Genomic DNA, 22,728 nt, shown 5'->3' on the forward strand with positions numbered 1-22,728 from the left:
CGCGGGCTCCCCTCGCCTCCCCGGCTCCGGGTGCTGGTGCGGCGAGGTCTCGCGGTGGTGGGTCAGCCCGTCCCGCCTCGCAGGGTGCGTCCGATGCCGTCCGCCGACCCGGCCGACCGGACGGCAAAACCCTGATGACGGCCGCGCGCCGCGATTCGTAGACTTGTCTGGTGACGAATGAAGCGAAGCCCCAGGCCCGTACCGAACTACCCCCTCAGTACGCGCCCGCCGACGTAGAGTCGCGGCGCTATGCGCAGTGGGTAGCCGACGGCCGCTTCGCCGCGTCGGAGGACAGCGACAAGCCCGCCTACACGATCGTGATCCCTCCGCCGAACGTGACCGGAAGCCTGCACCTGGGGCACGCCCAGGACCACACCGTGATCGACGCCCTCACCCGGCGCGCCCGGATGCGGGGCTTCGAGGCGCTGTGGATGCCCGGCATGGACCACGCGGGCATCTCCACCCAGAACGTGGTGGAACGCAACCTCGCCGACGAGGGCCTGTCCCGTCACGACCTCGGCCGCGAGGCGTTCGTGGAACGGGTGTGGCAGTGGAAGAACGAGTACGGCGGCAAGATCTCCGGCCAGATGCGCCGGCTGGGTGACGCCGTCGACTGGGACCGTGAACGGTTCACCATGGACGAGGGCCTGTCCCGCGCCGTGCAGACCATCTTCAAGCGGCTCTACGACGACGAGCTGATCTACCGCGCGGAACGCATCATCAACTGGTGCCCCCGCTGTATGACCGCGCTGTCGGACATCGAGGTGGAGCACACCGACGACGAGGGTGAGCTGGTCAGCATCCGTTACGGCGACGGCGACGCCTCCATCGTGGTGGCCACCACCCGCGCCGAGACGATGCTGGGCGACACCGCCGTGGCGGTGCATCCCGACGACGCACGCTACGCGCACCTGGTGGGAACCGAGGTGGAGTTGCCGTTGACGGGCCGCCGCATCCCCGTGATCGCCGACGCGCACGTGGACCCGGAGTTCGGGACGGGCGCGGTCAAGGTGACCCCGGCGCACGACCCGAACGACTTCGAGATCGGCCGCCGCCACGACCTGCCGAACCTGACCGTCATGGACGAGCGCGGCACCGTCACGGCGCACGGCCCGTTCCAGGGTCTCGACCGGTTCGAGGCGCGCCCGGCGATCGTGGCGGCGTTGCGCGCCGACGGCCGCGTCGTCGAGGAGAAACGGCCCTACGTGCACGCCGTCGGCCACTGTGAACGGTGCAAGACGACGGTGGAGCCGCGGCTGAGCAAGCAGTGGTTCGTGAAGGTGGGGCCGCTGGCGAAGGCCGCCGGCGACGCGGTGCGGGACGGCCGGGTGCGGATCCACCCGCCGGAACAGGAGAAGCGGTACTTCTCGTGGGTGGACAACATCCACGACTGGTGCATCTCGCGGCAGTTGTGGTGGGGTCACCGCATCCCGATCTGGTACGGCCCCGACGGCGAACAGGTCTGCGTGGGACCGGACGAGACCGCCCCCGAGGGCTGGCGGCAGGACCCGGACGTGCTCGACACCTGGTTCTCCTCGGCGCTGTGGCCGTTCTCGACACTGGGCTGGCCCGAGGACACCGCGTCGCTGCGGAAGTTCTACCCGAACACGGTGTTGTCCACCGGCTACGACATCCTGTTCTTCTGGGTCGTGCGGATGATGATGTTCGGCATGTACGCCATGGACGGCACCCCGCCGTTCAAGGACGTGTTCCTGCACGGCCTCATCCGCGACGAGGACGGCAAGAAGATGTCGAAGTCGCGCGGCAACGGCGTCGACCCGCTCGACCTGATGGACGCGTACGGCAGCGACGCGCTGCGGTTCTTCCTGGCCCGCAACACCACCCCCGGCGGTGACCTGGTGGTCAACGACGAGTGGGTGCAGGCGGCGCGGAACTTCTGCAACAAGCTGTGGAACGCCACCCGGTTCGCGTTGATGTCGGGCGCGACCGTGGAGGGGCCGCTGCCGGACGACCTGTCCACCACCGACCGGTGGATCCTCTCCCGGCTGGCGCGCACCGTCGAGGAGGTGGACGCGCAGTACGAACGGTTCGAGTTCGCGAAGATGTCCGCCGCGCTGTACCACTTCGCGTGGGACGAGGTGTGCGACTGGTACCTGGAGCTGTCCAAGCCGGTGCTGGCCGAGGGCGGCGAGGCCGCCGACCGCACCCGCAGGGTGCTCGGCCACGTGCTCGACAGCCTGCTGCGGCTGCTTCACCCGGTGGTCCCGTTCGTCACCGAGGAGTTGTGGCTGGCCCTGACCGGCGGCGAGGAACGGGGCGATTCCGTCATGGTCGCGGCCTGGCCGACGCCGGGCGAGACCGATCCGCAGGCCGAGGCGACCGTGGCGGCGTTGCAGGAACTGGTCACCGAGGTCCGGCGCTTCCGTTCCGACCAGGGACTCAAGCCGGGGCAGCGCGTCGCGACCCGGCTCTCCGGTCTCACCGAGGCGGGTCTCGCCGCGCACGAGAACCTGATCCGTTCGCTGGCCAGGCTCGACGAGCCCGGTGACGACTTCACCGCCACGGCGACGCTGGCGGTCACCGACCACGTGACCGTGCGACTGGACACCCGCGGCAACATCGACGTCGCCGCCGAACGCGCCAGGCTCGACAAGGCGCTGGCCGCCGCCCGCAAGGAGTTGGACGGCTGCACCCGCAAGCTCGGCAATGAGGGCTTCCTCGCCAAGGCCCCCGAAGACGTGGTCGCCAAGATCCGGCAGCGGCAGGCGACCGCGGAGTCCGACATCACCCGGATCACCGCGCAACTGGCGGCGTTGCCGGCGGCGTGACGCCGCCCGCCGTCACACGTGTACCCGGCGAAGTGCCCGGCCACCGGTCGTACCATGGTGGCCGGGCCACGTCGTGCCCACCGAGACCATCGCCAGACGGGGAGCCCAGTGACCAGCGCCGAGGAATACGCCCAGTACTTCGCCGTCGAAGCCGCGCTGGAGGCACGCGGTTACAGCCGCGTCAACTTCGACATGCACCGGATCAAGCGGCTGCTGGAGCTGCTGGGTGATCCACACAAGACGTTCCGGGCGGTGCACATCACCGGCACCAACGGCAAGACCTCCACCGCCCGCATGGTGGAGTCGCTGCTTCGGGCGCACGGCCTGCGCACCGGCCGCTACACCAGCCCGCACCTCGACACCGTCCGGGAACGCGTCAGCGTCGACGGCGAACCGATCTCGCCGGAGCGGTTCACCGCGCTGTACCGGGAGGTCGAGCCGTTGGCGGCCATGGTGGACGCGGAGTTCGACGAGAGCATGACCTACTTCGAGATGACGACCGCGCTCGCCATGGCGGCGTTCGCCGACGCGCCGGTGGACGTGGCGGTCGTGGAGGTCGGGGTCGGTGGCGAGACCGACGCGACCAACGTCCTGGCGGCCGAGGTCGCGGTCATCACGCCGGTGGGCATCGACCACACACAGTGGCTCGGCGACACGCTCACCGACATCGCCACCATGAAGGCCGGGATAGTCCACAAGGGTGCGACTCTGGTCACCTCACTCCAGGAGCCCGAGGCGATGGTGCCGCTGGTGGAACGCTGCCACGTCGTCGGCGCGTCCCTGGTGGCCGAGGGCCGCAGGTTCGACGTGGAGGAACGCCGGGTCGCGGTCGGCGGACAGTCGCTGACACTGCGCATGCCGTCGGGAGCGGTCTACGAGGACGTGTTCCTGCCCCTGCACGGGGGACATCAGGCCCACAACGCCGCCGCCGCGCTGGCCGCGGTGGAGGTGCTGCTGGGCGCGGGCGAGGCCAAGACCCTCGACGGTGACGTCATCGCGGAGGGCTTCGCGCAGGCGACGTCACCGGGACGCCTCGAACGGGTCCGGACCGCGCCGACCGTCCTGATCGACGCCGCGCACAACCCCGCCGGGATGCGGGCGACCGTGCAGGCGATGCGGGAGGAGTTCACGTTCTCCCGGTTGATCGGACTCGTCGCCATGTCGGGCGACAAGGACTCACACGAGATGCTGACCGAACTCCACACCATCTGCGACCACCTGGTGGTCAGCCAGGCGAGCGTCACCCGCGCCAAACCGGCCGCCGAACTGGCCGCGGAGGCGCTACGGGTGTTCCAGCCCGAACAGGTGACGGTGGTGCCCCGGCTGGCCGACGCCATCGAGACGGCGGTGCGACTGGCCGAGGAGGGCGAGGCGGCGTTCGGCGGTGCGGGGGTCCTCATCACCGGGTCGGTGTACACCGCGGGGGACGCGCGCAAACTGCTCGTGAAGTGAGCTCGCCGGGACGTGGGACGGCCCGGCCGCGATCACGCGGCCGGGCCTCTCAGATTCAGCAGTAGCACATTCCGCAGACGCCGTCGCAGCAGCGACGGTAGCAGCCGCGGCCACAGGCGTACGTCTGACAGGCCTGCGGGCCGACCGACTGGGGGGCCAGCTTGCCGAGCAGGCGGTCACCGAGCGCGTTGAGTCGTTTCACGACGATTTCCTTTCAGGACGGGCGAGTGGGGTCAGCAGAAGCACATGGGGGCGCAGGTGCCGTCGCAGCAGCGGCGCCAGCAACTGGTACCGCACGGGATGATGTGACAGGCCTGCGGGCCGACCGATCGGGGGGCCAGCTTGCCGAGCAGGCGGTCACCGAGCGCGTTGAGTCGTTTCACGACGATTCCTCTCCGGGGGCCGTCACGACCGGCCGCCGTCCCCGGGCATGAGGACGCGGTCTACCGAAACTCGACCGGTGACGGGTGTGATCGGTGGCCCCCGGCCGGATGCCGTGGGCGTCGACCCGCACCCGGTGGGGCATACCGGTGCGATCCGGCGGGAGCGGCCCGGTCCGCATGCGTGGGCCGGCGCACGCCGAGACCCGACCGGGCAGCCATCCCACGCGGTCGGCCATCGACGGGCGTTGATGGTGCGACCGGGAACCCGGTCGCGGCAATCATTGTGGCGGAAACCCATCCGGGGCGCAACACTCCGTCTCCGGTTCGCGGCGTCCCGTCGATGAGGCGTCCACACGGGACTCAGGTGCAGAAGCAGCTCGGTTCGCACCGCACGCCGCCGCCCGAGACCGGACAGCAGCGGCGCCAACAGCTCGTGCCGCACGGCTGGTTGTAGCAGCGGGGGACCGAGGCGGGGGCGAGCCTCGCCAGCATCCGATCGGCGAGGGAATTGAAGAGACGCAAGGGTTCTCCTACGGGTAACGGGGGCTCCCGGTGGTGGGGCTGCCACGGTTCCGTGGTCACCGGGAGGCCCGGGAATGCGATGTCGGTGGGATCAGGGGCAGACGCAGGCGCCGCAGACGCCGTTACAGCAACGCCGGACGCAGCCCGGGAAGGCGCAGGCGTACGTGTCGCAGGCGGCAGGTTTCAGCAGCCGGTCGGCGGCTCCGTTGAGGTAGGCCATGTCGGTTCTCCGATGCGCTGTTATGTGGGTGGATGTCAGGGACAGGCGCAGGCGCCGCAGCGGCCGTCGCAGCAGTGGCGGATGCAGCCCCCGGGCGCGCACGGGTTGACCGTGCAGCCCTTGGCCCCGATTCCGACCATGCGGGCGAGGACGCGGTCGGCGAGACCGTGTAGACGTGCCATGTGGATACTCCTTCACGAGGGGGTGTGGACCGGTGCTTTCCGGGGACGGTCAGGGGCAGGCGCAGGGGCCGCAGGAGCCGTCGCAGCAGTAGCGGATGCAGTCACCGCCGCAGCTGAACCATTCGCAGGCGTTCGGTTTGGCACCCACCATGCGGGCGAGGACGCGGTCGGCGAGACCGTGCAGACGTGCCATGTGTTCCTCCTGGAGAGATCGATGACGGTTGGGGTCGGGAGGTACCGGGTGCGGTGTCTGACCGCACCCGGTACGGCGATCAGACCGGGCAGATGCAGAGGCCGCAACCCTGGCCGGTGCAGCAGCGGCGGATGCAGTTGCCGCCGCAGTCGCGCCACTGGCACGCGTTCGGGGTGCCGCCGATAAGGCGGGCGAGCAGCCGGTCGGCGACTCCGTTGAGATGGGCCATCGTGGGGCTCCTTCGTTCGACGGCCGTGACGGCCGTGTGGGGTCGGTCGGCCGGGCGGCATCGCCGTCCCCGGCCTCGAAAGGGTGGGTGCGGATTCCGTGAACGCGGAAACGGTGGGCGGTGTGCGACGGGGTCGCCGCATCGTCGATCACCGACCTGGTGGGGGGACCCGCACCGGCGTTTCATTCCCTTCCAGCCGGGGACTCGTCGCGTCAGCAGAAGCAGGCGCTGCAGGTCCAGGTGCCGTTGCTGTAGCAGCACTGTTTCGTACATTGCGGAAGGTGGCAGCTACGGAACTCGCATCGGGTGGTCCCCGGCGGAGCGAGCCGGTTGAGCATCCTGTCGCCGACTGACTTGAGGAGTCGCATGGTTGGAAGTCCCTTCACACGTGACCCCACGCCCGGCCGGTGGGCCGAGGCGCGCACGCATGCCGGTGACCGTTGCCGTTCCACGGTTACGACGGAACCCGCCGGTGGGTCCGGCGGTGGAGTGTGATCGGGAGGCGGCGGCGGATCGCGGCACGGTGCCACGGGGTCGTCTGGTAATCGGTCGTATACCGGTGTGACGGTGGCGTGGCCACCGCGCACTCCGGTAGATCGACCGGGCGGCCCATCCCGCGCGCTCGGTCGAATGCGAACATTCGCGAAGCCGAATCCGGCTTCGGCGCTCATTGTGTCGGATAGTTCACGCTTCCGCAAGACCCCCGCGAGCCGGGTGAGCCGTACCCCGTCGCACCCGGCCGGGTGAGGTGGCGCGGAGGCGTCGGCGACAATCGGGGAATGACCGACTCCGACCGGCCCGGCGCAACCGGGGAAGCGGGCACCGACGCGGCGGATCCGAACGCCAGCGGCCTGGCCGACCCAGGGCGGGCGATCACCGCGATGGGCGCTTCCGTGGTGGCGTTGGAATCGCTGGTACTGCTGTTGTGCCTGGTCCCGTTGCGGATGTTGCGGGTGGAACCGTTGTGGCCGGCCGTGACGTTGGTGCTGGTGTTGACCGTCGTGTGCGTCGTCCTCGCCGCGTTCATGCGGCGGCGCTGGGCATGGTATGCCGCCGCGGGTGTGCAGGTCGTACTGCTGGCCGCGGGGCTGTTGCACTGGTCGCTGGCGGCCGTCGGGTTGATCTTCGGGTTGACGTGGTGGTTCGCCGTGTCGATCCGGCGTCGCCTCTCCCGCCCCCCGGTCCGCGACGACGCCTGACCGGTCCGCGCCCCGGTCACCCGAGCCGCCGCCGGGTCGGAACCGGCGGTGACGGCCCGCCGGGCCGGCCGGATCGAGGACCCTGGCACGACGCCGGTATCCGTTGCCGGGGCTAAGATCAAGAGCATCATCTATTCAACTGTCTCACTTTGCATCCGCCCTTCCGGCCGGGTCGCCGATACACCCCTGGTAGGCCGCATCGCTTCGGCGAATGCGTCGTTACTGTGAGCAGGGGATCGGCCACGTTGTGCGGCTGGAGGGGTGCCGCATGCGAACGGGACGGCCGGAGGTTTGGAGCAGACGTGCCGGAACATGAACTCACCGAGGCGGTCAGGAACCGCGATTACGACTGGGACGGTTTCAACTCCCAATGGTATAAGCAGCACAACTACGACGAACTGCGCAAGGACGACCAGCAGATCCTCGAGATCGTGCGCGACCACTTCGCGGCCGAATCAGGCCGCGGTCTCCGGGGAATCGACGTCGGTGCCGGAGCGAACCTGTACCCGGCGCTTGCGATGCTGCCGTATTGCGACCGTGTCGTGTTGTACGAGCGCTCCGCCGCCAACCGCCGTTGGCTCACCGGGCAGCTCACCGCACCCGACGAGTCGTGGCGGTTGTTCTGGGACGTTCTGGCCGAACGCAGCCCGTACGGCGAGTTGGACGGGGTGCGGGCGCTGTTGCCGCGACGATTGAGCGTGGTGCCCGGTGACGTGTTGACCGTTACCGAGGTCGCCGAGTACGACATGGCGACCATGTTCTTCGTGGCCGAGTCGATATCCACGGAGCTGCGTGAGTTCTCCACGGCGGTGGAGCGCTTCCTGGGACTGATCAAACCCGGCGGCCGATTCGCCGCCGCCTTCATGAAGGAGTCCGCGGGATACCGGGTGGACGAGACGCTCTACCCGGCGGTGGCGATATCCGAAACCGATGTGCGCCAGCAGTTTCCGGCCGACCAGGTTACAGTGGATATACACCCGATCGAACTGGTTGACCCGTTCCGCAAAGGCTACGGCGGCATGATCGTGGCAACCGGGACGGTCAACCCGATCATCTGACCGATCAGGCCGGCACGTCCATGGTGGTGCGATGAAGATACGTCCCCGACAGCAACTGCTCGAGGTGTGGAGATCACTCCTGGCCGCGTCGTGGTCCGACGGCCGATGGCGGTGGGCCGATCCCACCGGCAACGACTCGGTCGTGGACGCACAGCAACTGCTCTGCCTGGTGTTCCCGCCGGTGGACATCGAGTCGCTGCGGTTCAGCAACCCGGACGCCACCTATGAGGACGTTCTCAGTGCGCTGCAGCCCCTCGGCGGCGCGATCCAGATTCCACGCGTGGTACTGGACATCCAGATCCAGTACCTGGAACGGCATCGCGACGACGAGGGGCCCCGCTTCGACGGCGCCGGGTACCTGGTGCTGTCGGACGGTGCCACCGTCACGCCGGAGACGGCCGACCGCGACATCGCCGAGGGCTTCGCGCTGTCGGTCACCCTGACCCTGGCGATGCTCGCGTTCGCGCGGGAGTTCCGCCGGGTCGTCAACCGGGGCGAGGTCCTGGACAGTGTGCGGCGCCTGGAGGAACTCGCCAGCGAACGGTTGACGGCGGCGCTCGTGGGGCTGGTCCGAAGCTTCGCGGTGGACTCCTTCGAATACGACTCCAAAGAGGGCACCACGCTCCTGCAGATGCTCAACCAGACCGGTGCGTCACGGCGATCGGTCGCCAACGAACTGCGCCGCCGGCTGCAGACGGTCACCGCCAGTGTTCGCGACCTGCGACTGGGCATAGAGGAGCCCGGCGACCTCGACAACCCGAACCGGCTGTACCAGGTCGGTTGGTCGTGGGGTGTCGTCGAAGGCGTCGGTCCGATCGAGTTCATCGCCGAGAAGTCCTGGCAGCGGCCCGGTGACTCCTACCCGGCGCCGTACCTGTACTTCACGGTGGTCGTGATGGACGGTCTCGCCGACCTGTTCAGCCCACGCACCCGCCAGCTCGGCCTGCTCGACGACGTACAGCAGCGGCTCGCCCAGGCGCTTCAACTGCGCTGGGAACTGACCCAGCGGTACTGGTCCACGCTCGGCAGCTTCGGCGAGGGCAGGTGGCCGCTGGAAGACCTCCCGTGGCGCACCGTCGACACCGTCGAACACGACTACTACAGCCTTCTGGTCACCGCGATCATCGTGCGTGACCTCGCCAACCGGCAGATCCCGGAGCAGGACACCGCCCGCCTCGCCGAGGTACTGCGGGAACTCGGCAACCGGGCCCGCATCACCCGGCGCGCGCTCAGCGGCGATCCCGCCGTGGAGTCCCACATCTCGGGCATCCTCGTCGGCATGGACCGGGCGAAACTGTCCGAGGCCGAGAACCGGCTGCGCTGGACGACGGCCGACTTCGCCCCACTACTGCTGAAACGCACCGTCCGGCTCCTCCAGGTGGTGGAGAACCAGGGGCTGCGCCGCACCATGATGGAGTACCTGGACGAACTGTGGGACCACCTGGAGCGGCGGAAGCTCGGACCGCAGGCGGGACAGTCCCTTTGGGACGAACCCGTCCGCGCGTACCCCGGGTGGACCCACACCCGGGGAGTGCCCGCCTGGCAACCCACGCTCCGCGTGGTGGAGTCCCTGGTCCAGGCGGCGCAGCTCACCGCGAGCTCGCCGGTCCGCAATCCCGGCCTCGTCTCACAGGCCAGGGCCATGCTCGACGAGGCGGAGCACCTGTACGACCAGGAACTGCTGCGGCGCGGCGTCCAGGTCGCCCCGGCGATCCGGGAGATGCTCGATTCGGTACAGGGCCAGTTGAACCGGGTGCGGGAGATCATCCAGGTGCGCCCGGCCAGCGCGGTGGCGTTGCTGACGCTGGCGTTGCACGAGTTGGACAGTCAGGACTCCGCCCGCGCCGGGGGAGAGGAGTAGCGGTGCTGGTCTTCGCCACCTCGGACAAGGGGGGCACCGGCAGGTCCGTCACCAGTTGCAACCTGGCCTACCAGGCGGCACTGCACGGCCGGAACGTCTGCTATCTCGACTTCGACTTCGGCTCGCCCACCGCGGGCACGATCTTCAACATCGACGACGTGTCACAGGGGACTCCGCACGGGGGACTCCACGCCTACCTCCGCGGGCTGTGCGAGGCTCCCCACCGGGTGAACGTGTGGCTGGACTCCGAACGGGAGGCGATCCGGCGGCGCCCGGACGAGGCCGGTGAACTCGTGCTGTGCCCCGGTGACGTCGGCGGCGGTGAGTTCGAGGGCGACCCCCAGGTGGTGTCGCGGTGCGCGGACCTCTTCCTCGCCCAGGAGGCGGAGTTCGACCTGACGTTCGTGGACCTGTCGGCGGGACGTTCCTACGCCACCCAGATCGCCCTCCAGGTGCTCGCGATGCCCGCGTTGGAACCCGTGGCGGCGCGGTGGCTGGTGTTCCACCGGTGGACGAGGCAACACCTGCTCGCCGCCGACGGACTCGTCAACGGCGAGCGGGGGCTCATCAAGACCGGGACCTCGCTCGGGCATGACGAGCAACGGCTTCGCGACATGATCCGCTTCGTGCGGACCGCCGTGGTGGACCCGGATTCGCGCTCGCTGGCGGGCCTCACCGCGCCGCAGGTGGCGTGGCTGCACGAGTGCAACGACGAGTTGCACGAGATGGCGGGCAGGCTCGGCGCCGGCAGGACCGGTTCCATCGGCCGGATACCGCACGATCCGGTGTTGCAGTGGCGTGAACAGATCCTCACCAACGCCGACACCCGGACCCGTAAGACCGCCAATCTCGCGACGGTACGGGCGTTCGTCGACCTGACCGAGAAACTGACACCCGAGTACTCGTGGGTGTCGCTGTGACCGAACCGGCGGCGGTGGCCCGTTTCGACGAGGACGAGGCGACACCGCGCACCGACGGGCAACCACTGTCGCACCTGTCGGTGGAACTCGGACACCTCTACCGGGAGGACTACGCGCGGGACGACGCGGCGCTCGTCGAATACTTCCGGCGGGTCGGGTCCTGGTACGAGGCCGCGCGCGACATCGCGGCCCGGGAACTGGCACCGGTGCGACCGCGCGTCTGTACGACGTTCCTGGTGGACGACTACTCGGGCGGGATCCCCCCGCCGAACGAGTTGATACCGCGGGTGGTCCGCCTCGCCGGTGAGGCGGGCGTGACGATCGACTACGTCGCCAGGGAATCCGGATGCGCGCACACCGGTGACTCCGCGGTGGCGCCCCTGGTGGCCGCCCGGTTGGTGGACGAACCCCCGCCGGGCACGACGGGGGTGCGGCCTCCGGCGTCGGTCACCGGTTGGCTGAGCAACGGCGAGCGATCCACGGCGGGGGCGGGGCGACCCGCGATGGCGCCGTCACCACAGTGGACCCCACCTCGGGAGAACGCCGGCAACCCGCATTCGGTGTTCGTGGACGTGGAGATGTGGAATCTCGGCGCCGACCGGCTCCCACGCTGGTCCTGCGCGTTCCTGGCCGCGGTGTGGCAGTTGCTGCGCCTGGGCCTGTTGCGCGACGAGGGCCGGTTGGTGGCCGTCCCGGAGCCGGTCCCCGAACGGCTGGACGTCCCGTGGCGGGATCTGCCGGCCGTGATGCGGTCGACACCGCGACCGGCGCCGTTCGCCGCCTACCGGACTCTGTCGATCATGGACTCCCGTTTCCTGAAGACGGAACACGCCGTGCGCACCCTGATCGGCGCGTTCGCCGCGCAGCGGCCGGTCCTGGAGCAACTGGCGCGCCGGGCGGGCCAGGAGGGGATCGGCCTTCCCGACGTGGTCGCCGACCGGATCGGGTACGTGTTCCTCGGGCCGTCGTGGCGGTGACCGTACCCGTCCGGTCGGCGTCTCGGGGCTTCAGAACTGGTCGCTCACCTCGGTGGCGATCTTCCACAGCGTCTCGAAGTGCTTGAGGTGTTCGGCGGTCCTGGTGGGGTCGACGCCCACGCGCGTGGAACGGATGTAGGGCGCGGAACCGAGGTCCGCGCGGCTGGCCGAGATGGTCTCGTAGGTCACCTGGTCGTCGAACACGATGAAGTCGTACAGCGCGTTGGCGTTGACCTCGGCGCGGTGCATCGACAGCGGGTTCAGGACGCGCACCTCGACGCCACGGGCGCGCTGCCGTTGCAGGACGTCGGCGAGCGGGCCGCGGGGGTTGAGTTGAGGGATGTCGATGATGAAGATGCGCTGGACGGTCACTCCGCGCCGGATGGCCTGTTCCTGGTAGTCGAGGTAGCGCATCCCCAGGTCGGTCTGCCACAGGCCGCCGTCACCGGCGCCGGTTCCCGAGTCCACTGTCGCCAGGCTGGTGGCCTTGATGGAGTTCTCGGCCAGTTTGGCGAGGTTGAGCAGCCAGTCCCGGTCCTCGCCGTCGTAGGACCCCGCGCCGTTGTGCAGTTCCCGCATGAAGGTGAGGCCGCGCCGGATCTCGGACTGGATCACCTGGGACGTCAACTCGGGCGTCTCCTTGGAAACCTGGACGGCGGCACGCACCCAGTCCGACACCGCCTGGGCGGGTAGCGGTGAGTCGCTGACCAGAGCGTGCAGTTCGGTGGCCTCGCTGATCTGCCGGAACGTGCGCCGGATGTGCCCGTCCAGCTTCCGCTGGTGGTTCGAATGGGCCTCACGGAGCGCTTCGAGGTGTTCGGCGTTGTCGCGTCGCAGCGCGGCGATCTCGTGTTCCAGTGACCGTTGCAGGCCGTCGAGTTTGCGTTCGGTGTCGACGAGGAACTGCGTCACGAAGGCGACGCCGCCGAGGAACACCGAGGCCATGACCGCGAGCGGCCCGTCGTTGAGGGCGTTCTCGGTGAGCATGTACCCGAAGACGCCTACGACGACGGTGACTATGACCTTGCGTGCGACTATCGACACTCGCTGCTTGATCGGGGTCCTTTCCGTGGCGGATGGTTCCATGGGCATCTCGCATTCGTTAGAAGGGAGACGAGGCGCGGCTGGTCCGGCCGAGCATCGCAAGGGTCAACTGATCTCGGATCCGGTTGACCAACGCGGTCCACTGCCGGCTGAAGCCGGGGGTCCGCTCCAGATCCCGCCATCGCTGCCGCATTGCCCCATTGCAGTGTGCGGCCGGCATCCACAGATGCAGGAGATGGTCGACGACGGGTTTGAGTCGTGTGATGGTCGCGTCCCGGTCGGCGCCGCCGATCCGGGCCTGCGCCACCAGGGAGATGACACTGCTGAGCAGCCAGTCGTGATAAGCGATGTCCTCACACAACACGGTGACGTCCGAGACCGCCAGGTCCGGTTGCCGGATCAGCAGGGTGCGGTGATGCGATCGCCTCACGGTGAGGTGGAGCCCGGCGGGTTCGGATCCGGAGACCTCGCGCGCGACCCAGCTGAGCCGGGTGACGGGCAGCCGCAGCGGTGGGCGCCGGTCGAGCCGGTCGCTGCGCAACACGTTCTTGTAGGCGTGGTCTCCGATGGCGGACAACCGGAGCTGTCCGTCGTGCCGTGGGCCCGCGAGCAGCCCTTCGGCGAGCGCGTCGTCGGAGCGGGCGGTGAGCAGTTCGACCCTGCCGGGACGGGAGAGGTAGTGGGGCCAGCTCAACCTGCGTGGTGCCGGGGAGTCCGCGATGTGGGCGAAGGCGGAGCCCTGGAGGACGTGTCCGCCGGTGATGACGGCGCGGCTGAGGACGGTGCCCACCGCGCGGGTGGCCTTGCCCGCGACCGGGATCTCGCAGTCGACACCGGTGAGCAGTTCGGGGGACTGGGCCCGTGACAGAGGCCGGTGGGAGCGCCGCACCGGCTCGCCGGGCACCAGGTCGAGGAGGGCGGTGGCGCCGTCGGGGGTCAAGGCCACGGAGTGCTGCAGTAGTCCAGTGTGTACCTCGCCGGTCACCATCATGCGCCGAAACCCCCTGTCGTGCCGAAAATCCCGAAGATTACAGCCTATCCCCAAAATGACACATCTACATGTGTCAAATTGCTGACAGTTGTCACCATGGACGGTCACTAGCGTAATGACATGACCGGAAGCAGCGACAACGAGGCGATCGTCATCGGTGCCGGAGTCTCCGGTCTCACCACCGCCGTGGTGCTGGCCGAAGCCGGGATCCGCACCACCGTCGTCTCCGACAGGCCACCGTCCGACACCACCTCCGCCGTCGCCGGAGCCAGCTGGGGACCCTACCTGGCCGGTCACGACGACGTACTCCGCTGGAGCGCCCTCAGCCGAGACACCTTCACCGGCCTGGCACGTGACCCCGACTCCGGAGTGCGCATGGTCCCCGGCGTGGAGGCCTACGACGACCTCGACGAGGCGCCACAGTGGGCCAGGGACGTCCCCGGATTCCGCATGTGCCTGCCGCACGAGGTCCCACCCGGCTACACCGGAGGCTGGCGCTACACCATCCCCATGGTCGACATGCCGCGTTACCTGACCCACCTGGAACGGCGACTCGGCGACCTCGGCGGAACCCTCCGGTACGGACATGCCGTCACGTCCTGGCGCGACCTGGAGGGCGTCGTCGTCAACTGCACCGGCCTGGGCGCCGAGGAACTCGCCGACGACGACCACATGGTCCCCATCCGCGGCCAGCTCGTCCTCGTGGAGAACCCCGGGATCACCGAGTTCTTCCAGGACAACGTCGCGGGAAACGACCTCACCTGCATCTTCCCCCACCAGGACTATGTCGTGCTGGGTGGGACCTCGGCGCCCGGGGAACGGTCCCTCGAATGGGACGAGGACGAGGCCGCCGCGATCACGGCCAGATGCGTCGCGATCGAACCCCGGCTCGCCGGCGCCCGCGTCGTCGGACGGCGGGTCGGGCTGCGCCCCGGCCGGTCCGCGATCCGCGTGGAACGCGACCCCGACGACCCCCGGGTCATCCACAACTACGGCCACGGCGGTTCCGGAGTCACCCTGTCGTGGGGATGCGCGCAGGACGTCCTGCGGTTGCTGACCGGCCCCGTCGTGGCCGGTCCGCCACGGAATGTGGACCGTTGAGCGGGTGAATCGCATGCTCTAGGCTGTCGCGGAGCCTTCGTTCCATTCACGCCGCGGTCAGGGCGGCGACGGGGCTCCCGCCGAGTCGTGCTCTCAGGAGGACGAACCGGGGACCCAACGGCACCACCGCGGTGGAGTCCCGGGGTGAATCCGCGCAACCGCGCGGTAGGGCGTTCTTCGGCCCGAACCCGACAGCTAACCCGGTAGGCGGTCGACGAAGAAAGATCCCGCTACGTGACGAGATTTCCCCTCAGGCGCAGGCTCACGGTGCTCATCGCCGCCGCCGGTGCCTGTTCCCTGCTGTTCTCCGTCGGAACCGCAGCCGCCGACCCGTCCGAGGAACAGGGCATCGACTCCGAACTGTCCCAGGCCATCGACGACTACATCGCGGCCGAGTCGGAACTGAACGCCGCCGAGGAACGCCAGGACGAGATCAAGGACGAGATCGTACGAACCAAGGAGGACATCGAGAGACTCACCGTCCAGGTCAACGAGTTCGCGGTGGCCGCGTATCTCAACGGCGGCATCCCGTCGGCGGTGTCGGTGCTGGCCACCGGAGACCCCGCCAGCGCCGTGGACGGGCTCACCACCGTGAGCTACCTGGGAGACCAGAGCGGCCAGCACCTCCAGGACCTCGTCGACGCCAAGGAGGACCTGGCGGCGGAGGAGGTCGCGTTGGAGGACGAGGTGATCGCCGCCGAGAACGCGCTCGCCGACATGAAGGCCGCCCGGGACGCCGCGGCCCGCGCCGTCGCCGCGGAGGGCGGCGGCACCTCGGCCGGTCCGACCGGAAGCGACGCCCCCGCACCCGAACCCGCCCCCCGCAACACCGACGGCTCCTTCCCGTACGAGAGCTGCTCGGTCGACGACCCCACCACGGGCGGCTGCATCACCCCGCGCATGGACCACGCGCTCACCCAGGCCATCCTCGTCGGTTTCGACCGCTACACCAAGTGCTATCGCTCCGCCGAGGACGGTGGTGAACATCCGCGCGGCAGGGCGTGCGACTTCTCGGCCGCCGTCGGCGGTTTCCACGGGTACGCCGTCGGCGGTGACAAGGCGTACGGTGACGCGCTGGCGGGCTGGTTCGTCGAGTACGGCAGCGAACTCGGCGTCAAGTACGTCATCTGGTTCAACATGATCTGGGAACCGGCGCTGGGCGGCTGGCGCGAGTATCCCGGCTGCGGCGGTACGAGCCCGTCGTGCGACCACACCGACCACGTCCACGTGTCCATGGTGTGATGGGATCTGCGTCGGCGGTCCGGGCGGTGACCCGGGCCGCCGACGCTTCTCACCGGCGGGAAACCGGCGAAAAGGGGTGGCATGACCGATCACGACCTGGCCGCGAGCCTCAACCTGCTACTGCGCGACCTCGTGCTGGCGCTGCGCGCGACGCCGCACGAGGGCGTGAGCCCACCGCAACTGACCGTCCTGGCGACCCTGGAGGACGGGCCGCTCCGGATGACCGCGCTGGCGGCCCGCCACGGCGTCAAACTCCCCACCATGACCGCCCAGGTGAACCGGCTGGAACGCGACGGCCTGGTCGTCCGGCAGCGACGCGACCGCGACGCCAGGGTGGTGACGGTGGAGCTCACCGGGACCGGCCGGATCACGCTCCGGCGCGGGATCGCGCACCGCACCCGGTTCCTCGCCGAACGTCTCGCCGGACTCGACGACACCGAACGGGACGCCATAGCGGCCGCGTTGCCCGCCCTCGCCCGGCTCGCCCGCCGCGACGACCCACCCGCCGACCCGCCGCGACACCGCGACTACCAGCGGTGACATTCACGCACTCCCCGGGGGCGGTGGTTGCCGCCGCCACCGCCGGGCAATACAGTGGCCCCGGGCCGCCGTCCCCAACCGGTCGTGTCATGTGGAGGCGACCGCGACGGCCCACCGCCGAATCACCCCATGGGTGAACCGGGGAACCACCGCCACGTCAACACGGCAGGGGTGAATCCGCTCCGCGCGGAAGGGCAGTCTCGCCGCCCGAACCCGACAGCTAACCCGGTAGGCGGAACGAGACGAAAGACGGACCCTGTGCGAAACACACCCCGTTGGCGACGGCTCGCCGTCGTGATCTCGGCGGCCGCCGCGCTCGTGGCCGCACCGATCGCCGGACCCGCCGCGGCCGATCCCGAAGACGACGGCCACAGCATCGAAGAGGAACTCGAACAGGCCCTGGAGGAGTACGTCGAGGCCGAGAAGGAACTCGAAGACGCCCTCGAACGGCAGGAGGAACTCGAAGAGCGCATCGCCGACAACGAGAAGCGCATCGAGGAACTCAGCGTCGAGGTCAACGACTTCGCCCACATGGCCTACACCAACGGCGGCCTGCCGTCGGCGACGGCCATCCTGACCACCGGGTCACCGGACTCGGCCATCTCCGGTCTGTCCATGGTGAACTACCTGGGCGACCAGAGCGGCCGGCAGCTTCAGGAGCTGGTCGACGCGCGGGAGACCCTCGCCGCCGACGAACAGGCACTGGAGGACGAGGTCGAGGCCGCCGAGAAGGCGTTGGCGAAGAAGGAGAAGGCCAGGGACGCCGCGCAACGCGAGGTGGACGCCCAGAGCGGCCCCTCCGGCGGCGACTACGGTTCCGCGGAACCGGCGCCCCGCAACTCCGACGGCTCCTGGCCCTCCGAGAGCTGCGCCGTCGACGACCCCACCACTGACGGATGCATCACCGCGCGCATGAACCACGCCCTCAACCAGGCCCGGTCGGCCGGATTCGACCGTTACACGTCGTGCTACCGGCCCACCGAGGACGGCGGCGAGCATCCGCGAGGCAGGGCGTGCGACTTCTCCGCGCAGGCCGGCGGCTTCGGCGGCGTCGCCTCCGGCGGCGACAAGACCTACGGCGACAACCTGGCGTACTGGTTCACCGAGAACGCCGACTCGCTCGGCGTCATGTACGTGATCTGGTACAACCAGTTCTGGGATCCCGCGAACGGTTGGGGTCCCTACAGCGGCGGCAACGGCACCCCCTCGGGTGACCACACCAACCACGTCCACGTGTCGATGTTCTGACCCGGCCCCGGGTGGTGCCGGCGCGGTCGGCCGCACCACCCGAGACCGTGGTGGGCGGTCAACCCCGCCGCCGCCGCAGCAGGGCCGCCACGATCAGCAGGGCCGCGGGGACCAGGCCGGACAGGAAACCGCTCGGCCCGATCAGCCACGTACACGCCAGGCACCACACGGCGATCACCGGACCGAAGTACCCCGGCACCGCCGCGCCCGCCCGGGCGTCCCGCAACACCATCAGGCCCAACAGTGCCAACGTGACCACGAAACCGCCCGGAAGTGCCCAGAACGTCGCCAACGACTCCGGGTCCACACCCGCCTGCCGCAACCCGCCCGAGATCCAATGCTCCCAGTACGGGTGCGGCGCGAACACGGCGGTGTGGGCGGCGGCGATGAACAACATGAAGCCACCGGCCCAGTAGGTGAGGGTGCGGGCGGCACCGGACAGGGCGGGAAGCGCCCGAGGCGAGTTCGTCGTCATGGCTTCAGTTTCGGCCCGCGACGCCGCCACGCCCTCCCTCGCGAGAGGGAACGCCTCCCCCTCACGGGTGGTTCCCGGCCCGGGACGCGTCACCGAGACCCGACCGCCCGGTTCCCCCGGCGCCGTCCGGTAACACCGCGGCGGCGTCCTCCGAGGACCGTTCCGCCGGGTCACGTCTGGCCCGCCACTCCGCCGCGACCAGGCCGGCGGCCGCCGCCGCGAACGACAACGAGAGCGCGCCGATCCACGCACTGCCCGCGCCCAGGGCCATGGCCGCGGTGAACCCGGCGGCCGGGGACAGCAGCAGCACCCCGGTGGCGCGACGGGTGTCCCACCGGGGTTTCCGGCTGCCGTTGAGGATGCTGCCGATGGCCCCTCCGGCGGCGTGCTGCCGCCCGTACCGGGCCGCCACCGTCCGCCGCGACGGGCGCGCGGATCCCTCGGTCATATGAACTCCCACCGGTCGACACGTCGCGGTCATCCTAGTGGCCGTTCGATCGCTCGTGAACGGGCGAGGGCGGTACCCATACCTCCACAGTGGCGTGACGGGCGGCGCGGCGGGTGCCGCACTCGGGACACCGGACGACCTGACACGCCGGTCTGGAGTCCCGCGCCCTCAGTCTTTCTGTGGCACCTCGGTGATCTGAACGTCGAACTCCTGCAGCAGTTCGGTGAGCGCGTGCTCGTAGAACCCGGACTCCTGCGACGGGATGTTCTGCACACCGGGCAGATCCGCATTCCGCACCGACTCGATGACCTGCGCGTACAATTCGACCTGTTGCGTGTACTCGGCTCGGAGGTCCGCCCACTGATCCTGATTCAGCCCACTCTCACGGATCTGCTGCTTCCTCCTGACCTGTTCATCGACGATCGGATTGATGAGGAACTCCGGTATCGATGACGCCGTGACCGCTCCGAGGAACGGCCGGCTCGGCATCGCGATGGAGGCCAGATACCCGACGGTGATACCCAGCCCCAGCTTCAGCCAACGAGCGCTCGTGGCGTCGGCCTCGTTGAGAGCCGCCACCTCTTCCCGCCCCACCGCAAACCTACCATTGTGGACCTGTCCCATCAGGCGGGCGAACCCGTTGAGCGCGTTGATGGCGACCGCGCTGTCGCGGCCCTCCCTGGCGATCGACTTCGCCAGCTCGACCTGCGCGAGCGGAAGGGCCGCTCCCGTGATGACCGCGCGGCCCTCCTTCGAGAACGAGGCGAGCTTCATGAAGTCGTACAACGGTTGTTTGTCATCACCCCTCAATCCGCTCCACTGTGCGAGGTCCAATGGCGCACCGCGCGGCTTCAGGTCGGTGGGCAGCTTCTCCGTGTTCGGAGTGTTGAACCCGATGTAGAAGTCCTCTATGTATTCGGCCGCGATCAGGGCCATGTCGTTGCGGAAGGCGTTGAGTTCCGGAGTGTCGGAGCGGAGCAGGTTCGCCTGGTCACCCACCAACGCCACGATCTGGGCAGCCGCCTTCGCCTGCCAGGTATTGTGCTCGCCCGACCGCGGTGACGCCGCGTCGAGGGCGTCGTAGCCGGTGGCGGCGACCCGCAGGAACCGCCCCGTCAGTGAGATGTCCACCGGGCTCCCCGGCACCCGTTCCCCCGGCTGCGTCAGGACGTGCTTCAGGACGTCGGGTCGGGTGAGCGCGAACGTGGTCGCCGCCGAGGGATTGTTCGCGAGTCCCGTCAACACCGAACCCAGCGGGCTCAACGCCTCGGGGCCGATCACGTCGAAACCCGCGGCCATCCGGGCGTTCAGCGGGCTCACCGCGTTGTAGATATCGGAGGCGACCGGTACGAGGAAGGTGGACTCGAAGTCGCCGGTCTCCAGCAGCGGAGCGATGAGACCGTGGCCGGGCACCAGTTTCGTCTCACCGTCGTCCTCCAGCGCGACATGCGCTCCGACGAGATCGCGCATCCGCTGCCCGAAGGTGGGATCGACACGGTGGGGATTGACGGGATCCATCGCCGCCGACAGCAGACGCCCCATCCCGGCCTGGAAGTCCGGGGTGAGGCCACCCTCCAACGCCACGTTCCCGTACGCCTTGAGCAGCCCCTCAGGTCCGAGCTTCGCGAGCAGTGCACCCGCGAACTCGAAGTCCTGCGAGTTCTGGCCGACCAACTCCTGAAGCCGCCGCACCTCGGCGGGCGACAGCCTGCCGCCGCCCGCCTCCGTGAACAGTCGCAGCGCCGTCTCGGCGTCCTCGGTATCGGCGTCGGTCCCGAAGGCGCCTTGGTAGGCCGCCTTCGCCTCGGCCGGGGTATCGATGCGCGCCAAGGCGTTCGACGCGTCCCTGTCGAACCGGTTTGCCTGTTCCACGATCTGCCTCAACGCCTCGGTCATCGACTCGGCGTCGGCCTGGTTCCTGGCGAACGCCGCCTCGTACGACGCCTTCTGGCTCGGCGACTCGAAGGTCGTCGGCCACTCGTTCGGCCAGAACGCGGTGACGACCCCGGTGGACATGTCCACGGTCGCGGGGATCGTCTTGGCCGTCTCGATGGTGTCGCGCAGCACCTCCTGCGACTGCCGTAGTCGTTCCGCGAGCTGATCGGTCACCCGGCTGACCATCCTGAACACCTGACCGAAGTCCTCCAGGGGTCTCCTGGTCGCGGCCAGTGCCGTGTGCGCCTTACGGGCGTCGGGGCCGTGCCAGATCTCGCTCAGCGCCTTGTTGTGCTCCCGCATCGCGTCGGCCTGCGCGTCGAACCCCGACCCCGCCTGCGAGGCGGAGTCCCGGGCGCTGTGCAGTACACCCGTGTCGAGCTGGAGGAGTTCCGAGAAGTTCAATGCCCGATCCTCAATTCGTGCCGACCCGGTGGTCCCGGGCCTTCGCCGCCTCATGATCCCGGTGCCTGGCACCCGCCGAGCGCACCCGGCCACCCACACCGCCGACCTGGTCGGCGATCCGATCGGCGGCTGTCCGCCACGCCCCGGCCAACTCGGACAACGCGGTGGCGGTGGCCAGTCCTGGTGCACTCACCTTCACCCCGTCGAGTCGTTTCGCGGTGGACGACACCGCTGCCGCCGACTCCGATATCGCCCCGGCGACCTTGTCGACGCCTTCCGGTGGGACCCGGAAATCCAGTCCGCTCACGCCGTCACCGCCACTCGGTGGAGCCGATCACGGTGGGGGCCGCGTCCGTGGCGGTCCAGGTGACCTGGTCCTCCGTCAACCACGTCTCGTCGCCCTCCTCCTCGTCATGGGCCGCACCGCCACCCGTGGCCGGGAACAGGCCCCCGCGCCCCGACCTGTCACCGCCCGACCGGGCGGCGGCACCGGCACCGGCCGGTCCCCAACCACCCGACGCTCCGGCACCCGCGAGCCCCGCCACCGGCGGCGGCGTGTGCGGCTGCCCTCCGACGCCGGCAGTGGCCCCGGCCAGTCCGGCGGTGGCGGCGGGAGCCGACGCGGTGGCGGTGCTCGACCCGGCGGAGGCCAACCCGCCCCCGGGGGCCGTGACACCGGTGCCGCCGGTGTACTGCGGTGCTCCGGCGTCGCCCGTGTAACCGTCCCACGAAGGCGGACCGTCCGAATAGGGCGACACCGGACGGGAGTCCCGTGGCGCCTCGGCCACCGGCAGTGTCGCGTCGAAGTCCGGGTCCTCGGCCGCCCCGTCGTCGGGGAGGTTGTCCGGTGCGGCGGCCGGATCGTGCCACCAGGTGTCCATCACGTCCCGGTACGCGTCGGCCAACGCCTGCATGATCGCCGCCAACTGCGGCTGCAACCGCTTCTTCAGCTTCTCCCGTTTCACGGGATCCGTCTCGGCCTCCACCTGTTCCCGCAACGGGGTGGCGGCCTCCTGCGCGGTCCGCAGCGCCGCGGCGGCCCGCTGCGCGCCCCGCCGGACGTCGGCGGCGTCCTCGGACAGTTCGGCGGCGAACCCCGACAGGTCCGTCATCGCCTGACCGTGCGCGTCGGCGTCACCGCCACGCCAGTGCGGGCGCAGCGCCTTGAGCCGGTCGTCGAGGGTCGTCCTCACCTCGGCCAGCGACTCCATGACCTTCCGCCATTCGTCGGCGGTGGTGTCCAGTGCGCCGGGCCGGCCGCAGAAGACGTACCGGATCAGCGTGTCGAAGTCGGTTCCCGAATAGTCGGCCATT

At 69.6% G+C, this 22,728-nt stretch carries 25 protein-coding genes and 2 riboswitches; of the genes, 11 read left to right on the forward strand and 14 right to left on the reverse strand.

The genetic code is table 11. The features are described from left to right. The first annotated feature begins 170 nt into the window (after positions 1-170). Complete coding sequence (locus tag LX16_RS22480; protein ID WP_147142864.1) at positions 171-2,789, forward strand: valine--tRNA ligase; 2,619 nt, start codon at positions 171-173, stop codon at positions 2,787-2,789. Between the two features lie 108 nt (positions 2,790-2,897). After that, positions 2,898-4,241, forward strand: a complete 1,344-nt coding sequence (locus tag LX16_RS22485; protein ID WP_211354700.1) for a bifunctional folylpolyglutamate synthase/dihydrofolate synthase — start codon at positions 2,898-2,900, stop codon at positions 4,239-4,241. Positions 4,242-4,296: 55 nt separating this feature from the next. Here LX16_RS22485 and LX16_RS26740 read toward each other — a convergent pair whose 3' ends face one another. From LX16_RS26740 to LX16_RS26765, 7 genes are all read right to left on the reverse strand, one after another. After that, on the reverse strand, positions 4,297-4,443 hold the full coding sequence (locus LX16_RS26740) for a hypothetical protein (RefSeq protein ID WP_158645694.1): 147 nt from the start codon (positions 4,441-4,443) through the stop codon (positions 4,297-4,299). 31 nt (positions 4,444-4,474) lie between these two features. Beyond that, the gene (locus tag LX16_RS26745; protein ID WP_158645695.1) at positions 4,475-4,624 is read right to left on the reverse strand and encodes a hypothetical protein; all 150 of its coding nucleotides are present in this window, start codon (positions 4,622-4,624) and stop codon (positions 4,475-4,477) included. Between the two features lie 360 nt (positions 4,625-4,984). After that, positions 4,985-5,146, reverse strand: a complete 162-nt coding sequence (locus tag LX16_RS26750; protein ID WP_158645696.1) for a hypothetical protein — start codon at positions 5,144-5,146, stop codon at positions 4,985-4,987. A gap of 91 nt (positions 5,147-5,237) precedes the next feature. After that, a complete protein-coding gene (locus LX16_RS28050) occupies positions 5,238-5,366 on the reverse strand; it encodes a hypothetical protein (protein WP_280176827.1) in 129 nt (42 codons plus the stop codon). Positions 5,367-5,401: 35 nt separating this feature from the next. Beyond that, positions 5,402-5,548, reverse strand: coding sequence for a hypothetical protein (locus LX16_RS26755; protein ID WP_158645697.1), 147 nt, complete (start codon positions 5,546-5,548; stop codon positions 5,402-5,404). A gap of 49 nt (positions 5,549-5,597) precedes the next feature. Further along, positions 5,598-5,741 (reverse strand): hypothetical protein, encoded by a 144-nt coding sequence (locus LX16_RS26760; protein ID WP_158645698.1) that lies wholly within the window; start codon positions 5,739-5,741, stop codon positions 5,598-5,600. 79 nt (positions 5,742-5,820) lie between these two features. After that, on the reverse strand, positions 5,821-5,970 hold the full coding sequence (locus LX16_RS26765; protein WP_158645699.1) for a hypothetical protein: 150 nt from the start codon (positions 5,968-5,970) through the stop codon (positions 5,821-5,823). A gap of 779 nt (positions 5,971-6,749) precedes the next feature. Here LX16_RS26765 and LX16_RS22490 point away from each other — a divergent pair. The 5 genes from LX16_RS22490 (at position 6,750) to LX16_RS22510 (ending at position 11,985) form a co-directional block, all read left to right on the forward strand. Next, positions 6,750-7,169, forward strand: coding sequence for a DUF4233 domain-containing protein (locus LX16_RS22490; RefSeq protein WP_147142870.1), 420 nt, complete (start codon positions 6,750-6,752; stop codon positions 7,167-7,169). Between the two features lie 302 nt (positions 7,170-7,471). Continuing rightward, on the forward strand, positions 7,472-8,227 hold the full coding sequence (locus tag LX16_RS22495; protein ID WP_158645700.1) for an SCO2525 family SAM-dependent methyltransferase: 756 nt from the start codon (positions 7,472-7,474) through the stop codon (positions 8,225-8,227). A gap of 31 nt (positions 8,228-8,258) precedes the next feature. Continuing rightward, positions 8,259-10,088: an SCO2524 family protein gene (locus tag LX16_RS22500; protein WP_147142876.1), complete on the forward strand. Its 1,830-nt coding sequence runs from the start codon at positions 8,259-8,261 to the stop codon at positions 10,086-10,088. 2 nt (positions 10,089-10,090) lie between these two features. After that, positions 10,091-11,008 carry an SCO2523 family variant P-loop protein gene (locus tag LX16_RS22505; RefSeq protein ID WP_147142878.1) on the forward strand — a complete coding sequence of 306 codons (918 nt, stop codon included), beginning with the start codon at positions 10,091-10,093 and terminating at the stop codon, positions 11,006-11,008. After that, positions 11,005-11,985, forward strand: coding sequence for an SCO2522 family protein (locus LX16_RS22510; RefSeq protein WP_244615945.1), 981 nt, complete (start codon positions 11,005-11,007; stop codon positions 11,983-11,985). Before LX16_RS22505 ends, LX16_RS22510 begins: the two co-directional genes overlap by 4 nt. 30 nt (positions 11,986-12,015) lie before the next feature. Here the strand turns inward: LX16_RS22510 and LX16_RS22515 are convergent, their stop codons facing one another. Together LX16_RS22515 and LX16_RS22520 are read right to left on the reverse strand one after the other, a co-directional pair. Continuing rightward, a complete protein-coding gene (locus LX16_RS22515) occupies positions 12,016-13,029 on the reverse strand; it encodes a hypothetical protein (protein WP_147142881.1) in 1,014 nt (337 codons plus the stop codon). 58 nt (positions 13,030-13,087) lie between these two features. Next, the gene (locus LX16_RS22520; RefSeq protein WP_342210871.1) at positions 13,088-14,020 is read right to left on the reverse strand and encodes an SCO2521 family protein; all 933 of its coding nucleotides are present in this window, start codon (positions 14,018-14,020) and stop codon (positions 13,088-13,090) included. A 120-nt stretch (positions 14,021-14,140) separates the two neighbouring features. Between LX16_RS22520 and LX16_RS22525 the strand changes: the two genes are divergently transcribed. The 4 genes from LX16_RS22525 (at position 14,141) to LX16_RS22540 (ending at position 18,151) form a co-directional block, all read left to right on the forward strand. Continuing rightward, positions 14,141-15,121, forward strand: coding sequence for an FAD-dependent oxidoreductase (locus LX16_RS22525; RefSeq protein ID WP_147142887.1), 981 nt, complete (start codon positions 14,141-14,143; stop codon positions 15,119-15,121). Between the two features lie 68 nt (positions 15,122-15,189). After that, positions 15,190-15,346, forward strand: a riboswitch (cyclic di-AMP (ydaO/yuaA leader). Positions 15,347-15,355: 9 nt separating this feature from the next. Continuing rightward, positions 15,356-16,363, forward strand: coding sequence for a coiled-coil domain-containing protein (locus LX16_RS22530; RefSeq protein ID WP_147142890.1), 1,008 nt, complete (start codon positions 15,356-15,358; stop codon positions 16,361-16,363). 81 nt (positions 16,364-16,444) lie between these two features. Continuing rightward, positions 16,445-16,903 carry a MarR family winged helix-turn-helix transcriptional regulator gene (locus tag LX16_RS22535; RefSeq protein ID WP_147142892.1) on the forward strand — a complete coding sequence of 153 codons (459 nt, stop codon included), beginning with the start codon at positions 16,445-16,447 and terminating at the stop codon, positions 16,901-16,903. A 105-nt stretch (positions 16,904-17,008) separates the two neighbouring features. Further along, positions 17,009-17,152: riboswitch (cyclic di-AMP (ydaO/yuaA leader) on the forward strand. 9 nt (positions 17,153-17,161) lie between these two features. After that, positions 17,162-18,151 carry a coiled-coil domain-containing protein gene (locus LX16_RS22540; RefSeq protein ID WP_147142895.1) on the forward strand — a complete coding sequence of 330 codons (990 nt, stop codon included), beginning with the start codon at positions 17,162-17,164 and terminating at the stop codon, positions 18,149-18,151. A gap of 58 nt (positions 18,152-18,209) precedes the next feature. On the opposite strand, the gene LX16_RS22545 is transcribed toward LX16_RS22540, so the two are convergent. The 5 genes from LX16_RS22545 to LX16_RS22565 all read right to left on the reverse strand — a co-directional run bounded on the left by LX16_RS22545 (position 18,210) and on the right by LX16_RS22565 (position 22,727). Continuing rightward, positions 18,210-18,626 (reverse strand): DUF6463 family protein, encoded by a 417-nt coding sequence (locus LX16_RS22545; protein ID WP_211354702.1) that lies wholly within the window; start codon positions 18,624-18,626, stop codon positions 18,210-18,212. Positions 18,627-18,687: 61 nt separating this feature from the next. Beyond that, complete coding sequence (locus tag LX16_RS22550; RefSeq protein WP_147142898.1) at positions 18,688-19,074, reverse strand: hypothetical protein; 387 nt, start codon at positions 19,072-19,074, stop codon at positions 18,688-18,690. Between the two features lie 168 nt (positions 19,075-19,242). Then, positions 19,243-21,414 (reverse strand): hypothetical protein, encoded by a 2,172-nt coding sequence (locus LX16_RS22555; protein ID WP_147142901.1) that lies wholly within the window; start codon positions 21,412-21,414, stop codon positions 19,243-19,245. A 10-nt stretch (positions 21,415-21,424) separates the two neighbouring features. After that, positions 21,425-21,721, reverse strand: a complete 297-nt coding sequence (locus tag LX16_RS22560) for a hypothetical protein (RefSeq protein ID WP_147142904.1) — start codon at positions 21,719-21,721, stop codon at positions 21,425-21,427. Between the two features lie 4 nt (positions 21,722-21,725). Next, on the reverse strand, positions 21,726-22,727 hold the full coding sequence (locus LX16_RS22565; protein WP_147142907.1) for a WXG100 family type VII secretion target: 1,002 nt from the start codon (positions 22,725-22,727) through the stop codon (positions 21,726-21,728). Position 22,728: the final 1 nt, after the last annotated feature.

Source organism: Stackebrandtia albiflava (assembly GCF_007994225.1).
Classification (GTDB): domain Bacteria; phylum Actinomycetota; class Actinomycetes; order Mycobacteriales; family Micromonosporaceae; genus Stackebrandtia; species Stackebrandtia albiflava.